This window comes from Leadbettera azotonutricia ZAS-9, assembly GCF_000214355.1.
Classification (GTDB): Bacteria; Spirochaetota; Spirochaetia; order Treponematales; family Breznakiellaceae; genus Leadbettera; species Leadbettera azotonutricia.
In genome coordinates this window covers 373455-386102 of record NC_015577.1, presented here as the reverse complement: position 1 = coordinate 386102, position 12648 = coordinate 373455, and the positions used below count along the sequence as shown (strand labels likewise).

At 46.0% G+C, this 12648-nt stretch carries 15 protein-coding genes; 3 read left to right on the top strand and 12 right to left on the bottom strand.

Going from position 1 to position 12648, the window contains the following annotated elements:
* The first annotated feature begins 106 nt into the window (after positions 1 to 106).
* Both TREAZ_RS18685 and TREAZ_RS01670 read left to right on the top strand, forming a co-directional pair.
* Entirely contained in the window at positions 107 to 376 is a 270-nt protein-coding gene (locus TREAZ_RS18685) for a hypothetical protein (RefSeq protein ID WP_342632991.1), read from the top strand.
* A complete protein-coding gene (locus TREAZ_RS01670) occupies positions 348 to 1607 on the top strand; it encodes an HDOD domain-containing protein (protein WP_342632990.1) in 1260 nt (419 codons plus the stop codon). The genes TREAZ_RS18685 and TREAZ_RS01670 overlap by 29 nt, the downstream gene beginning before the upstream one ends.
* A 56-nt stretch (positions 1608 to 1663) precedes the next feature.
* Here TREAZ_RS01670 and TREAZ_RS01665 read toward each other — a convergent pair whose 3' ends face one another.
* From TREAZ_RS01665 to TREAZ_RS01640, 7 genes are all read right to left on the bottom strand, one after another.
* A complete protein-coding gene (locus TREAZ_RS01665) occupies positions 1664 to 2428 on the bottom strand; it encodes a putative ABC transporter permease (RefSeq protein WP_015710051.1) in 765 nt (254 codons plus the stop codon).
* A 46-nt stretch (positions 2429 to 2474) separates the two neighbouring features.
* The gene (locus TREAZ_RS01660) at positions 2475 to 3032 is read right to left on the bottom strand and encodes an RNA polymerase sigma factor (RefSeq protein WP_015710050.1); all 558 of its coding nucleotides are present in this window, start codon (positions 3030 to 3032) and stop codon (positions 2475 to 2477) included.
* A gap of 5 nt (positions 3033 to 3037) precedes the next feature.
* Positions 3038 to 3481 carry a hypothetical protein gene (locus tag TREAZ_RS17980; RefSeq protein WP_148257631.1) on the bottom strand — a complete coding sequence of 148 codons (444 nt, stop codon included), beginning with the start codon at positions 3479 to 3481 and terminating at the stop codon, positions 3038 to 3040.
* A 263-nt stretch (positions 3482 to 3744) separates the two neighbouring features.
* A complete protein-coding gene (locus TREAZ_RS17185) occupies positions 3745 to 5031 on the bottom strand; it encodes a cation:proton antiporter (protein WP_052297621.1) in 1287 nt (428 codons plus the stop codon).
* A 24-nt stretch (positions 5032 to 5055) separates the two neighbouring features.
* Positions 5056 to 5883 carry an ABC transporter permease gene (locus tag TREAZ_RS01650; protein WP_015710049.1) on the bottom strand — a complete coding sequence of 276 codons (828 nt, stop codon included), beginning with the start codon at positions 5881 to 5883 and terminating at the stop codon, positions 5056 to 5058.
* Positions 5880 to 6653, bottom strand: coding sequence for an ABC transporter ATP-binding protein (locus tag TREAZ_RS01645; RefSeq protein WP_015710047.1), 774 nt, complete (start codon positions 6651 to 6653; stop codon positions 5880 to 5882). Before TREAZ_RS01645 ends, TREAZ_RS01650 begins: the two co-directional genes overlap by 4 nt.
* Complete coding sequence (locus tag TREAZ_RS01640; protein WP_015710046.1) at positions 6646 to 7038, bottom strand: hypothetical protein; 393 nt, start codon at positions 7036 to 7038, stop codon at positions 6646 to 6648. Before TREAZ_RS01640 ends, TREAZ_RS01645 begins: the two co-directional genes overlap by 8 nt.
* A 225-nt stretch (positions 7039 to 7263) precedes the next feature.
* Between TREAZ_RS01640 and TREAZ_RS01635 the strand changes: the two genes are divergently transcribed.
* Positions 7264 to 7467, top strand: a complete 204-nt coding sequence (locus TREAZ_RS01635) for a hypothetical protein (RefSeq protein ID WP_015710045.1) — start codon at positions 7264 to 7266, stop codon at positions 7465 to 7467.
* 16 nt (positions 7468 to 7483) lie between these two features.
* On the opposite strand, the gene TREAZ_RS01630 is transcribed toward TREAZ_RS01635, so the two are convergent.
* The 5 genes from TREAZ_RS01630 to TREAZ_RS01610 are packed head-to-tail and all read right to left on the bottom strand — an operon-like array spanning position 7484 to position 12645.
* Entirely contained in the window at positions 7484 to 9016 is a 1533-nt protein-coding gene (locus TREAZ_RS01630) for a mannitol dehydrogenase family protein (RefSeq protein ID WP_015710044.1), read from the bottom strand.
* A gap of 3 nt (positions 9017 to 9019) precedes the next feature.
* Complete coding sequence (locus TREAZ_RS01625; protein ID WP_043922706.1) at positions 9020 to 9643, bottom strand: redox-sensing transcriptional repressor Rex; 624 nt, start codon at positions 9641 to 9643, stop codon at positions 9020 to 9022.
* Positions 9643 to 9891, bottom strand: a complete 249-nt coding sequence (locus TREAZ_RS01620) for a (2Fe-2S) ferredoxin domain-containing protein (protein WP_245535077.1) — start codon at positions 9889 to 9891, stop codon at positions 9643 to 9645. Before TREAZ_RS01620 ends, TREAZ_RS01625 begins: the two co-directional genes overlap by 1 nt.
* 8 nt (positions 9892 to 9899) lie before the next feature.
* Complete coding sequence (locus TREAZ_RS01615; protein WP_043922705.1) at positions 9900 to 11135, bottom strand: SpoIIE family protein phosphatase; 1236 nt, start codon at positions 11133 to 11135, stop codon at positions 9900 to 9902.
* Positions 11128 to 12645: a monomeric [FeFe] hydrogenase gene (locus tag TREAZ_RS01610; RefSeq protein ID WP_015710040.1), complete on the bottom strand. Its 1518-nt coding sequence runs from the start codon at positions 12643 to 12645 to the stop codon at positions 11128 to 11130. Before TREAZ_RS01610 ends, TREAZ_RS01615 begins: the two co-directional genes overlap by 8 nt.
* Positions 12646 to 12648 lie beyond the last annotated feature (3 nt).

The window sequence follows — 12648 nt, the reverse complement described above, 5'->3', positions numbered from 1 at the left end:
GCAGGGATTCAAAATCTATACATAAAGGGTTATTGCGCATACAGGTAAAAAAGTATAGTATAGAAAGTCATATCAGTATTTATAGTGGAAGGATGGAAAAAAACTTATGCCTGCACCAAGGGAATTGGTTGTCGATGAAGCTAAAGTCAAAAAAGCGGTTCAGTCCGGGATACCCCTGACCGTCACTACCTTTACCCTTCCCCATGAAATAGAGATGTATATTGAGCAGGTCATTGCGGTTTTCCTCAAACAGGTGGACCAGGAGAAGCTCAAGGATTACATCGTGTACTGCGTACAGGAACTGGCGGTCAACGCCAAAAAAGCCAATACCAAGCGGGTCTATTTTATTGAGGGGCCTGGACCTTGCCAATCCTGAAGATTACAAAGAAGGCATGTCGGGCTTTAAAGAGAACACCCTTGGCAATATCGCACACTACCTGCAGCTGCAAAAAGAGAAGGGCCTCTACATAAAACTTATACTGCAGATAAAAAATAACATTATCAATATTGAAGTGCGCAATAATGTGGCGGTCACCAAGACCGAGCTTATCCGCATCCACGACAAGCTCGCCCGTTCCCGCCAGTACTCCAATCTCGAAGATGCCCTCTCCCAGGTGCTGGACGATTCAGAAGGCGCAGGACTGGGCCTCGTCATTCTTGTGCTCATGCTCAAAAAGATGGGCCTCGACGAAGACTGTTTCGACATTACCGGTTCGGACAAGGAGACCATCGCCAAGATCATCATCCCCCTGGAGCAGGCCAGGCTGGAAAATATTTCGATCCTTTCCTCGACTATTGTTGACAACGTGAATTCCCTGCCCCAGTTCCCCGAAAATATTCTTTTGGTGCAGAAGCTTATCAACGATCCCAATTCTGAAATGACCGACATTGCCCGCCAGATCTCCATGGACCCGGCCCTCACCGCCGACCTCCTCAAAATAGTCAACTCTGCCCAGTATATGCTTGCAAAAAAAGTTGACAGTATTTCCGAGGCCGTAAAAATGGTAGGCATCAGGGGGATTAAAAACCTCCTCTATTCCTATGGAACCCAAAAAATCCTGGGCGACGAAACTGCGGACAAGAAGAGCCTTTGGGAACACAGTTATAAGACCGCCTTCTATGCATTTAACCTTATCAAGAATTTCCGGAAAGACCGGAACCTTCTGGACGATGTGTACGTGGGGGGCATACTCCACGATATGGGCAAGATCGTCTTCTCCAATATCCACCCTGAACTCCTGAACAATATCAAGAATTTCTGCTCCGAGAAGAACCTCCCTACCTCCACATTTGAAGATCTTTCCGCAGGCATGAACCACGCGGAAATCGGCGCCCTTATCGCCGAAAAGTGGAACTTCCCCGAAGGCCTTGTGGCGGCCATACGCTTCCACCACGATCCCACTTCAGCCCCTGCTGATTACAAAGACCTGGTGGAAACAGTCTACCTTGCCAACATGTTCTGCGAACTCGAGGCCGGCAATGTTACCTTTGACCAGTTTGATCCCGCCGTCCTTGCGAATTTCAGCATCACCTCCAGGAAACAGATAGAGGGCCTTCTGGAACGCTTCTCAATGGGATTCAAGAAAGAGAATCAGAATCAGAAGTAGGTTCCAAAATAAAACAATTTTACTCTATTGTTGATATGAACGCATCATTCTCGATATTAAATTAATTCCTTCCAAAAACGGTTCTCAAGATGCTTTTTTATCCAATCGGGGAATACAGGCAATTTTGCCTTAAAATCCTGCCTGAGTGAGGGAAATGCATTCAATGGTTTTAATATGCGCTTAACTTCTTCGGGGAGTTTTAAAATCTTGCCCTTGCCATCTTCAGCAAATTCGAAAACAGAATGGTACTGTTTACCCTTTTCAATTAACAAGGCCAGATCCTGCTGGAAAGCTTTGAAATTTGTCATTGCCTTTATTGAATAGGTCAGGTCAAACAGGATATAGGCGAAAAGCGCACCGGCAAAAAAGTGGGATAGGTAGGGACCCAGAATGGAAATTCTTGTATACACCCTAGGCTGTATGACCAATATAAGAACCGCTGCAAGGGCTGCCCAATATATCGAAAACCGTAAGCATATACGGCCTTGCAGGTTAAAACGCTGCTTATGATAATCCCATAATTTCATGTTGAAAAACTTTTCCATTATCCACCCGCCGAAATATTCAAGAACAGTCGGTGAAATAAGGGTAATGGCCCATCCTAAAACCGGGGACAAGGTCTTAGCCTCTACATTCACTGCGGTAATAATCACAGCGCCGAATCCGTAGATCGGAAGAAAAGGGCCTGAAAGAAATCCGGGGTTAACAGGCCTTTTCTCTTTGCAGGAACGGTATATTACTTCTATGATCCAGCCGATAAAAGACATAACACCGAAATAGAGAAAATAGTATAACAGTTTTACAGGTATCACTTTATACATGATGTTATTCTACCGATTTAGTACAGCATATTTCAAGTGGGCGGCGCTACCCTCCGCCCATAATATCCGCATAAAGCTCCTTGAGCCGCTTTCGTAAATGCAGCACCGCGTAATGCTTCCGCGATAATACCGTATTAATCGGCGTATGGGTTTTTTCTGCAATTTCCTTTACCGAATAGTCTGAATATTCGGACAGCTCAAATACTTCACGCTGTTCCTGGGGCAGTTCTGCAAGAGCTGTCTTTACTTCGTCATAGATCATGGACCGGAGATATTCGGTTTCGGGAGTTACCTCGGTGTCAAAAACAACATCTGCAATGTCCTGAAACACAAAATCGTCGTCATCGCTATCATCGTCATAATAGACAGGCATTTCAGCGTCATGCTTTTTATTCTGGTGATTGATTATTCTATTCCGCGCAACACGGTAGAGCCATGCCGCAGTCTGCTCCACGGGGTTTTCAATGCTATCCATGCGGGTAAACTGGTAAAAAACATCCTGCAGAATATCCTCGGTATCTTCCAAAGAAGAAACCCGCTTGCGGATAAAATTGGTCAGCCTTTCACGGTAGGTGTTAAATACTGCGGTGATATTTTGAGGCATGGATATTAAACCTGTATCTCCAAAAGGGATATATTATCGTGCATTTTCTTTGACAAATCCCGGGAAATACGGCCTGTTTCATACATTGATTGTATAGCGTCACGTTCATATTGAAACCCAAGGGCTGCAATTTTGTCAATTTCGTTTTCACTGTCCACGGGGATTTGAACTCCATTAGCCTGGTTACTATGGGCATTCACCATGAGCATCATCTGTTCATAGTCAGTTGTTAACTTTTCCAGATAAGGCGTATTTTTTGTAACCTGTAAATGCTTTAATTTTTCCAGTACCTGAACATTATTCAATTTTTTTAATTCAAAATATTGTTTTTGCGATTCATGGTTGAATTTTTTCCGATCAAGGCTGAAAGAATGCAGAACAAACCCAAAAATTCGCGCATAGCCGCTGTGTTTTGAATTTGACATATTTTTAATCTGCCTTTCGCTCATATCTATATATTGGTCCGCAATAGGGCTGTCAATTTCCCCTTTGTCCGCAAGGCTCCGGGTATACTGTTTTTCCCATTCAAAGATCATTATCCGAAACTTGCGGATTTCTTCATATTCAATACCCTTCACAGGTCCGCGGCGCTGGCTTAAATCCGCTATTCTTCTATAGTAATTGGCGATGACCATTCCTACGGCGCCCTTGTTTTCGGTATTGAGAAGGTTTGTAAGTTGATGAATAACATTTTGAAGAATTTCAATATAGGCTATCCTTTCTCCTTCGCTGTTTTTGGCCTCGGCCTTTTTTTCAATAAAGACGGGAGAATAAAAGTTGTAACAATTAACGTACATAAAATGACGCCGGTAGAAATGAGTATCAAAAGATCCCGTTCAGGGAAGGGAGTCCCATTGCTTAAAATATAGGGGATAGAAAGTATACTTGCAAGCGTAACGGTTCCCCGGGCGCCCGAAAGGCTGATAAAAAGGCTTGCCTTCAATTTTCCCAATGGATTTTCCGGTTCATTATAGGCTTTTTTGCGCAAAGTGAAAAAAGTCCATAAAAACCTGATAAGCATAAAAAGGGCGGTAATAAGAAGAATTACAAGAATTACCCTTCCTGTGCTTATGGAATAGGGGCTGCCTATAATGGTTATTAAAATTCCGGGAAGCTGGGTACCAAGTATAAGAAATACAAGGCCGTCCAGGGTAAATGATACCATAGACCATATATTTTCAGAAGCTATATTGAGATTGGCGGTTTCAGGGTTCAGTTTATTTTTCCCAAAGGAATGGGCAACACCGGCGGTAAATACTGCGAGGACGCCGCTGGTTCCGCATTTTTCGGAAATAATATACACCAAAAAGGGGGTGAGTAATTCTATTAATATATGGAAAGTAACATTTTCCATACCCAGGGAACGCAGCCATCTAACCAACAGTAATTTGATTAACGTAAAGGCAAGGCCGATTAATATACCCCCCAGGCCTAAAATAAGAAACTGCCTGCCTGCAGCGATCCAGGAAAAAGTTCCTGAAACCGCGGCAGCCAGGGCAAATTGAAAGTTGATAATGCCCGAGACATCATTCAAGAGGGATTCACCCACGAGGATATTCATTATTCTGGGAGGCATTTTGAGCCGTTTTACCACCGAATCCACCGCCACATCGTCAGTGGGCCCCAGGGAAGCGATAAGGGCAAAGGCGGCTGCGAGGGGAATAGCAGGTATAATGAAATGTACGAAGTACCCGACAGAAATAACCGTCACAAACACAAGCAAAAAGGCAAAGTTCAGGATAGGCCCTTTGACAGACCAGAAAGTCTTTTTATCCAGATCCTTGCCTGAATTAAATACCAAGGGCGCAATAAAGAGCACAAAAAACAGATCCGGTTCCAATTCAAAATGAAAGCCCAGGGGTAAAAGCGTAATAAGGGCGCCCAGTACAATTTGTATTATGGGAACCGACAGGAAGGGCAAAAAACGGTTTATTACATTGGATGCAAGTATGGCCGCCAATAAAACAAGGAAATATTCGAATACGCTTAACGCAGCCATGCTATAATTAATATCTCCTTTTAATTATTTGTTCGTCTCTGCATGAACAAAGGCAATAGTACCGCTTATAAAAAACACAGCTGTAAATGAAGCGATGATAATAAGGTTGACTGCGGGCGGATAAAGCGTAACATTCACGGTTTCCCCTGTATTTTGGTAGAACATTCCCCGGGCAAAGTCAATACAGTAGGTCATGGGCAGGAGGCGGCTTAAAACAGCCATGAGGCCCTTTGAATTATTGATCGGAATCATCGCGCCCGAGAGGAACATCTGCGCCATGGACAACATCATTACCACAAAATTAGCAGTAGTGCTTTTATGGATAAAACCAATGCACACCACTGCGAGAGAACCGGCGGCAAGGCACATAAGGGGCGAGACAGCGAACAGCATGAGCAGTTCCTTTGTGCTGAGGGTTGCGCCGATGCAAAGGCCCACAATGAGTGTCGCAAAAAACTGGATATAGCTCATTACAGAAGCGCCGATAATCTTTCCAAAAATTATGGAATACCTGGACACAGGGGCGACCAGGATTTCCTGGGTAAAATCAGTTTCCCTGTCTTCCACAAGGGAAGTAATGCCCATCATGGTTATCATAAAAAGGCCGTTAACCAACATGCCGACCAGCATAAACTGATTGAAATTGAAGCCCATGTTGATACCCATGTTTTGGGAGAGCTGGCTACCGAACATGCCGAGCATCATAACCGGCATAAGGATCGCCATGAATATTTTAGGCGGCGATTTGACTGCCAGAAAAACATCCCGGCATACGATGGTAATTATGGCGTTTAATTCCCGCAATACCTTGGGCATAGTCATGGGAATCGGATTTAATGCGACGGCATTCATGCTGCATCTCCTGTAGTGAGCAAATTGATGTAGGCGTCTTCCAGCGAAGCCTCGCGAAGGCTGGATTTGAGATTCATGGGCGAACCCGAGAAGATGATCTTCCCCTTGTTGATCATGCACACAGTATCTACGTTTTCCGCCTCGTCAATATAGTGGGTGGTGAGAAAAACCGTGGTACCGTACTGCTTCCGCGTCTGGTTGATGTAATCCCAGAGGGAGCGGCGGCTTACAGGGTCGAGGCCCTGGGAAGGCTCGTCAAGGAAAAGCACCTGGGGCTGATGGATCAGGCTGCGGACGATTTCAATTTTGCGCTGCATGCCGCCGGAAAAAGTCCTGAGGGGCTTCCAGAGTTTGTCCTTGATGCCCATGATATCAGCCAGGTCCATCACCTTGTCCTTATAAGCCTTCGGCATCCACTTGAAGAAGGGTTTGTACATATACATGCCGTACATGCAGGCGTGGAGCCTGATATTTTCTTCCGCCGAGAGATCCAGGTCGAGGCTGGGCTTTTGGAAAATAATGCCGATGTTGGCCCTGACTTCCTGGGGGCTTTTTTCAAGATCATAGCCCCCTATGGAAACGCTGCCCGAAGTCTTGCCCAGGGTGGTGGTCAGTATAGAAATGGTAGTGGTTTTACCCGCCCCGTTGGGCCCGAGGAAGGCGAAAAATTCCCCTTCGTCCACCGAAAAGCTGACATCATCAACAGCAGGGATTCCGGAATTCTTGTACCTTTTGGTCAGATTCCTGACTTCAATGGCTGAGTTAGTCATTTTCTTTTCCTTTAGTGTCATCGCCCTTTGCATGACCTTCGCCCCTTGCGTGGCCATGGAAATGATTATGAAAACCCCTTTCCCTCATCACAAACTCATTGCGTTCCTCTTCGGTCATATTCATCCACTTTTCCCTGATGGGGTTATTCTTGCCCCAAAGAGCCGCGCCCCTCATTGCCCTTATCCCGTTAAAGGGAAGGCCCGAGAGCAGAATACGTACCAGGACCATAAGCCCCAGGGCCTGGAGGTAACTGATCGCAGGGAGGCCGAAAATTGGCGGCACGAGCCAGTTCCACAAGAGCATGGCGGCTATGCTGAAAACAGCAATGGCGGCCAGGAAAATCAAAATACCCACAAAACCATGTTTAGCAAATTTTTTGTTCATATATATCTCCTCTACTTATGCAGACAAGTGAGGAGGGGAAATATTTTAAGAATTACGGGAAATCCGTGTTTTTTAACGAAAGGGTAATTCTGATATTAATGGATGCAGAATGACGTTTTCCCATATTCTGTCATTTGCTTCCTTCAAAATTTGGCTTAAAAGTCCACAAAAACATTGGTTTTTCCAAATTCCTGCGATATGCTTTCTATTTTAAGGGGATGAGAAATGGATAGGAAACTCGATTATATCAAGAAGCTGATTAAAAACGGCCTGCCCAAAAGCGAGGTTATACAGCGTTTTGAGAAAAGGTTTGGCGAATGGAGCAACGCCAGCGTTCTCTACAACTCAGTTATAAGTTCTGAATTTCTCGTCTGGGGCAGGGAAAGGCAGGATTCCCGGGAATTTGCCTGTTATTTTGAAACCTTCTGAACAAAAAAACCACGGTTTACTGTTTAAGAAATTCCCCCAAACTTTCCCTTGCACCCTTGCTATAGAATTTTTCAAGGTAGTCCTTAAACAGGGCAGTTAATTTGCCAAAAGCATCATCAGAAATATCCGCAACGCCAATGCTTCGCAAAAACGCCGCAGGATTTTCCCGCGCCTGTGCCGCAACAGCCTTAAGCGCATCAGCGTTGGGGTCATTAATCGGTATGGGCTGCCCCTGTTCATCAGAACCTGTAAGGAAACGAGCCCAGCCTGCGAGGGCAAAGACAAAGGCGTGATATCCGAGATTCTGCTGCAAGGCGTCCTTTAACGGCCTGAGTATGAAATTGGGAATCTTGGTAGAGCCGTCTTCGCAAAGGCGAAGGATAGTATCGGAGATATTGGGGTTGCAAAAACGGTTTGCCGTTGTGTCTTTATACGCTTTAAGATCCACGCCTTCTATGGGCGGAAGGGCTGCCCCGGCTTCTTCCATATATAGGCTGCGCACAAATTTGAAAATTTGAGGGTCAGCCATGGCTTCGTCGACTTTCCTGATGCCCATTAAATAGGAAGTATAGGCAAGGGCTGAATGGCTTCCGTTGAGGATGCGCTGCTTCATGTGTTCGTAAGGCTCTACATCCTTTACGAGCTGTACGCCAACCTTGGCAAAATCTTTTGGATTAAAGGCCGATCCGGGGGGCAGAAGAAAATTATCTTCCAAAACCCATTGGATAAAATCTTCGGAGCAGACAGGCCAATTGTCAATGATGCCGAATTTTTCTTCCAGCTCTTTGGAGTGGGCCGGGGTGGTATTGGGGGTAATGCGGTCAACCATGGAACAGGGGAAGGCGACATTTTCTTCTATCCAGGAGATGCAGGAAGGATACACCTTCTCGCAAAAAGTGCGGATAAGACGGCTAAGGGTTTCCCCGTTTGAGGGGAAATTATCGCAGGACATGATCGTAAGGGGCTGCCTATTTGAGGCAGAACGCTTGCTCAGGACTGCAGCGAGGAAGCCGACCGCAGACTGGGGATCTTCGGGGTGTTCAAGATCGTGCTTGATTGCAGGGTGGTTAAGGTCAAGGGTAAAATCGGCAGGGATAAAGCAATAGCCCTTCTCAGTGATGGTAAGGCTGACAAGGGCTGTTTCCCCGGAGGCAACCTTTTCGATGAGCCTGTTTTTTTCGGCAAGGCTATCCGAGGCATTGGCATAACTCAAGATTGAGCCGATTACTATAGCGTCTTCCTTCCCGCTGGGAGCTTCGCTGTGATTTCCGGCTCCGCTTTTCGTGAGCAGGGTATAGAGATAATCCTGTTCCTTAAGTATCTTCCCTATGGGAAGGCGGTCCGGGACAAGGTTCACCTCAAAAATGCCCGCCCTGGTTATGCCTGTTTTAAGCAGGGCATCCAGGAAGAAAGCCATGTGGGCCCGGTGAAAGTGCCCCAGCCCAAGGTGGACTATTGCGGGCGAGCGTTGATTCCGGTCATACGAAGGTGTATGGATAGCCTTATTCAATTTGGAAAGATTCGTTTGACTAAGCTGAATACTGTTCATGATTTACTCCTTCATGCGAACGCAAAGCATTGCATACCCTGATGATATATCTTCTTTTTGAACAATAATACCCTCGGGCGTTTTGAGCTTAACGTTTGTAAAATTCCAAAGCCCCGTGATGCCCGCCCGAATCAGAACATCGGCTGTTTCCTGGGCCGCTTCCGCAGGAACAGAGAGGATAGCTATTTTGGCACCGAGGGTTCGAAGCTGGATATCCATGGTTTTGGTGTTGAGTATGGGTATGCCATGCACCCTCTTCCCTACCATCCTGGGATTATTGTCAAAAGCCGCAATAATGTGAAGGCCGTGACGGACAAGTTCGCTGTACCCCATCAATGCCGAACCAAGGTTACCGACTCCTACCAGCACCGCATCGAAACCCTTGTCCCAGCCCAAGAAATTTTCTATTGCGTCCCGCAAAGCCTCGATACGGTAGCCCTTTTTTGGCTTGCCTGTGACCCCGGTGATGGCTAGATCCTTGCGCACCTGGATGGAGTCAAGATTAAGCTCTTCCGCTATAAACGTACCTGAAATGTATTCCCCTTCCACGGGAAGGTTGTTAATAACATGAAGATAAGACGGCAGCCTTCGTACCGATGGGGCAGCGGGTACTCTCGGTTTCACCACTAGACCTTTGGCATTACCTGTGCGGTAAAAAATTCCCCTGCTTTGTCCGGGCTTACCTGATGGATAACATTGTCCACTGATACCGCCACTCCCGCATTGCTGCACTGTTTCATGCAGAAACTTGATTTAAAGTTGATTTTGTCCTGGAGGCTTTTTTCTTCAATATGCTGCTTAAAAGCCTGTATCACCCCAAAAGAACCCTTGATATGGCAGGAGCTGCCTATACATACACATAATTCTACCATCATCGTTTCCTTTAAAAGTAACTAACCTTAATCTGTTTTCCCATTGCTTTTAAACAAGTTGAGAGTTCATCAATTATATGCATTTTGATGCTAAAGCCTATAGGCAAATCCGGATTCTGATGGGCAGCATTCATTGCCCGGCCTACATAAAAATTAATATCCGTGGCTTCTTCAAACAGCAATTGCGCGATTTGGGATGCTCCGTCTTCGCTTGTTTTCCAGTGAAAATAATCATCATTGTCTTTTAGATAGTCCCTGGCATATTCGAGCACCCGGCTCATGGTGATGACACCTTCGGTTACAAGATCAACCCCGTCAATGGCGGCAGTAGGCGGAATGTCAGGATCAACATAATTGGGAAGGCCGGTATTCAAAGACTTGCGCAGGAATTCCGCTGCCAGAGTTGAAGTAGTGCCGCCGCAGACAATGTGCTTCCCTTCTTTGGCAAAAAAGAGGGCCATCATTTTCATAACATCCTGGGGATTCGCGGGAGGGCCGATCAACAAATTGATGGGCCTGCGGCGGCGTATCTTTACGGTGCTTATTGTAGTATCATCCCCGGGTTCGCCGCCATAAAGCTCAACACACTTGCTTAAAAGCAAAGAACTGGTAGTTTTTGCAGAATAATCGCTCTGGTAAATTTCTTCCATGTATTTAATGATGTCATCCCGCTGCCAGCCGAAATTGAGGCTTTTACCAATGCCGGCGTGTATAGCCCCATCGCTCATGGCAATAAATGTATCATTTTCCTGGAGGCGGATTTTGGTTTTATAAATAACTTTTTTGTTGATAACTCCCTTGCTGAAAATTGCTTCTCCCTTATCTGCAACAAATTCCGCAGTTTTGGGATAATCAAAATTCTTGCCGTTCCGCAAAAGAATTACCCAGGGATTGTCGTACTGGATAATTTCAGCTTCCATGTTATTGCTTATCCTCACTATGGTAAAGGTTGAATAAGCTATTTGCCTTTCTTTGCAAAGGGGTAATGTAGAAGCAATAGTGTTAACGCATTCTTCTATGGGGAGCGAATTGGCTATCATGGTGGAAATTATTTTTGAGGTCAATGTCGAAAGGATATTCGCCTTTACTCCGCTTCCAAGCCCGTCAGCCAGAACCATGACGGTAAGTTTGTCATCGGGGATCACTTCGACATGATCGCCGCAGAGTTGCTCGCCGTGTTTGTTTACATTGACAAATCCTACGTCAGTACAGAGTTCGTTTAAGCTATTGTCAATTCGCTCATTCATGACTGCCTTCTTCGGCAAGTTTTTTCACCTGGTTCAATGCAATTTTCGGATTTGCGATAACCATAGGGCCCGATATACATCCTCCGGGGCAGGCCATTACTTCAAGGATAGTGCCTGTATTATACCCTAACGACCAGTCTTTAAGGGTTTGGACGCCTTCTTTTGTAAAACCATCTATCCTGACAGGCTCAAAAGACGACATTACATCAACCAAAACTGTCTTTGAATCGTTCTTGCCCCTGCCGGAAGCAGGAACTGACTTAAATTGGGAAATAGCCTTCAGATTCAGCTTGACCGCTTCCGCGACCCCTCCGGACCAGGGGAAACTGCGGCCTTCCTTTCTCGCATTGCCCCCTGCAGCTATTCCATCCTCTGCTTCCATAACATTAATATCCATGGCAGTAAAAAGAGCGCCGATTTCTTCGGCAGTCAGAACATAATCAATCAGGGGATCATCAATGCCCTCTTTGCGTTTTGCAAGGCAAGGGCCGATAAAAACCCGCCCATAATCGGGATGATCTTTTTTGGCGATTTCCGCAGTGTAGTGCATGGGAGTGCGGGTGTTCGAAACGTGGCTTTTAAGATCAGGGAGATGCTTTTTTACCATTTCAATATACGAAGGGCAGCAGCTGGTGGTCATAAAGGATTCGTCCCTTTCCATACGCTCGGCGAATTCTTCCGCCTCCTTCCGGGCTGTTATATCAGCGCCCAGGGCAACTTCGTAGACTTCGTCAAAACCTGCCTGCTTAAGGGCGCCTACAAGTTTTTCGAGGGTAGCGCGGAACTGCCCTGCTATTGCGGGGGCAATCATGGCGGATAGTTTTTTCCCTGATTTCATTGCATTTATCACGTCCACAATTTGCGATTTATCCATCATGGCGCCAAAGGGGCAAGTGCGTATGCAATTCCCGCAAAAAACACATTTGGTAAAGTCGATCCGTTCTTTGCCGTCATTATCTTTGGCAATAGCGTCCACAGGGCATGCTTCTTCGCAAGGGACCGGAATTTTGATAATCGCGTGATACGGACAGGCTTGAAGGCAAATGCCGCAGTTAATGCACTTTGCCTTGTCAATATCCGCCCTGTTCCGGCTAAAAGAAATAGCCTTTTTGGGGCAGTTCATAGTACACGGCCTCGCCAGGCAACCCTGGCAGGCGTCAGTTATGAGGTACTGGGTTTTAATGCAGGCATTGCAGGCCTCATCCAAAACCGTGAGTATAGGCCCTTCGATTTTTTTGCGTTTTAGCGCCTTTCGGACCTGGGGAACAAGGGAGCTTCCGTCTTCAATATAATCCTCGATGGAAAAACCAAGCCGCGCCAAAATGCGGGTTTTTAAAATGCTGCGGTCGTGGTATACGCAGCAGCGGATGGATTCGTAATCCGCTCCCTTGGTCATCTCATAGGGAATACGATCAACCTCATCTTCCAGTTTATCTTCAAGCAGCAATTTGATTATAGAAACCAAAAGCTGACGCTTTATGAGGACGGCGTTGTTATTGTAATGTGCCATACA

Coding starts and splice junctions, on each gene's coding strand:
- TREAZ_RS18685 (WP_342632991.1), top strand. CDS start 107: ATGCCTGCACCAAGGGAATTGGTTGTCGATGAAGCTAAAGTCAAAAAA.
- TREAZ_RS01665 (WP_015710051.1), bottom strand. CDS start 2,428: ATGTATAAAGTGATACCTGTAAAACTGTTATACTATTTTCTCTATTTC.
- TREAZ_RS01660 (WP_015710050.1), bottom strand. CDS start 3,032: ATGCCTCAAAATATCACCGCAGTATTTAACACCTACCGTGAAAGGCTG.
- TREAZ_RS17980 (WP_148257631.1), bottom strand. CDS start 3,481: ATGAGCGAAAGGCAGATTAAAAATATGTCAAATTCAAAACACAGCGGC.
- TREAZ_RS17185 (WP_052297621.1), bottom strand. CDS start 5,031: ATGGCTGCGTTAAGCGTATTCGAATATTTCCTTGTTTTATTGGCGGCC.
- TREAZ_RS01650 (WP_015710049.1), bottom strand. CDS start 5,883: ATGAATGCCGTCGCATTAAATCCGATTCCCATGACTATGCCCAAGGTA.
- TREAZ_RS01645 (WP_015710047.1), bottom strand. CDS start 6,653: ATGACTAACTCAGCCATTGAAGTCAGGAATCTGACCAAAAGGTACAAG.
- TREAZ_RS01640 (WP_015710046.1), bottom strand. CDS start 7,038: ATGAACAAAAAATTTGCTAAACATGGTTTTGTGGGTATTTTGATTTTC.
- TREAZ_RS01635 (WP_015710045.1), top strand. CDS start 7,264: ATGGATAGGAAACTCGATTATATCAAGAAGCTGATTAAAAACGGCCTG.
- TREAZ_RS01630 (WP_015710044.1), bottom strand. CDS start 9,016: ATGAACAGTATTCAGCTTAGTCAAACGAATCTTTCCAAATTGAATAAG.
- TREAZ_RS01620 (WP_245535077.1), bottom strand. CDS start 9,891: ATGATGGTAGAATTATGTGTATGTATAGGCAGCTCCTGCCATATCAAG.
- TREAZ_RS01615 (WP_043922705.1), bottom strand. CDS start 11,135: ATGAATGAGCGAATTGACAATAGCTTAAACGAACTCTGTACTGACGTA.
- TREAZ_RS01610 (WP_015710040.1), bottom strand. CDS start 12,645: ATGGCACATTACAATAACAACGCCGTCCTCATAAAGCGTCAGCTTTTG.